The organism is Mammaliicoccus sciuri (genome assembly GCF_002901825.1).
Classification (GTDB): domain Bacteria; phylum Bacillota; class Bacilli; order Staphylococcales; family Staphylococcaceae; genus Mammaliicoccus; species Mammaliicoccus sciuri.
The window spans coordinates 1-695 of record NZ_PPQD01000012.1 but is presented as its reverse complement, the minus strand read 5'-3'; the positions used below and the strand labels follow the sequence as shown (position 1 = coordinate 695).

Below are 695 nucleotides of genomic sequence, written 5' to 3'. Positions count from 1 at the left end.
TTGTGTAATTAAAACCATACGCTATGCGTATGGTACAGTATGGTTTAACCGTTGTATTAAAAAATGCATCTCTACATGCTAGAATAATATTTGGTCAGCCAACCAAAATTAACAACACGAGGAGATGCATTAAATGTCATCAGACACAAACAGTTTAGCACATACAAAATGGAATTGTAAGTACCACATTGTGTTTGCACCAAAATATCGTAGACAAATTATTTATGGGAAAATTAAAAGAGATATTGGTATTATTTTAAGACAATTGTGCGAAAGAAAAGGTGTAGAAATAATAGAAGCTGAAGCATGTAAAGATCATATTCATATGTTAGTTAGTATTCCACCAAAGTTAAGTGTTTCTCAATTTGTAGGTTATTTAAAAGGTAAGAGCAGCTTAATGATATTTGATAGACATGCCCATTTAAAGTATAGATATGGTAACAGAAAATTTTGGTGTAAAGGATTTTATGTAGATACAGTTGGTAGAAATAAAAAAGTGATAGAAAATTATATAAGAAATCAATTACAAGAGGATATAGTAGCAGAACAATTAACAATGATAGAGTACATAGATCCTTTTACTGGGGAAGAAACTCGAAAGAAGACAAAATAAAACAACCCTTTTAAGGGTTGCTGGGAAAGTAGTACATTTGGCTGATCTTCTCAGTGCCCTTTTAGGGCTGGTCAGTAATAGA

The 695-nt window shown here is 31.7% G+C and carries 1 protein-coding gene; it reads left to right on the top strand.

Going from position 1 to position 695, the window contains the following annotated elements:
- The first annotated feature begins 133 nt into the window (after nt 1–133).
- On the top strand, nt 134–613 hold the full coding sequence (tnpA, locus tag CD035_RS02410) for an IS200/IS605 family transposase (protein WP_103354172.1): 480 nt from the start codon (nt 134–136) through the stop codon (nt 611–613).
- Nucleotides 614–695 lie beyond the last annotated feature (82 nt).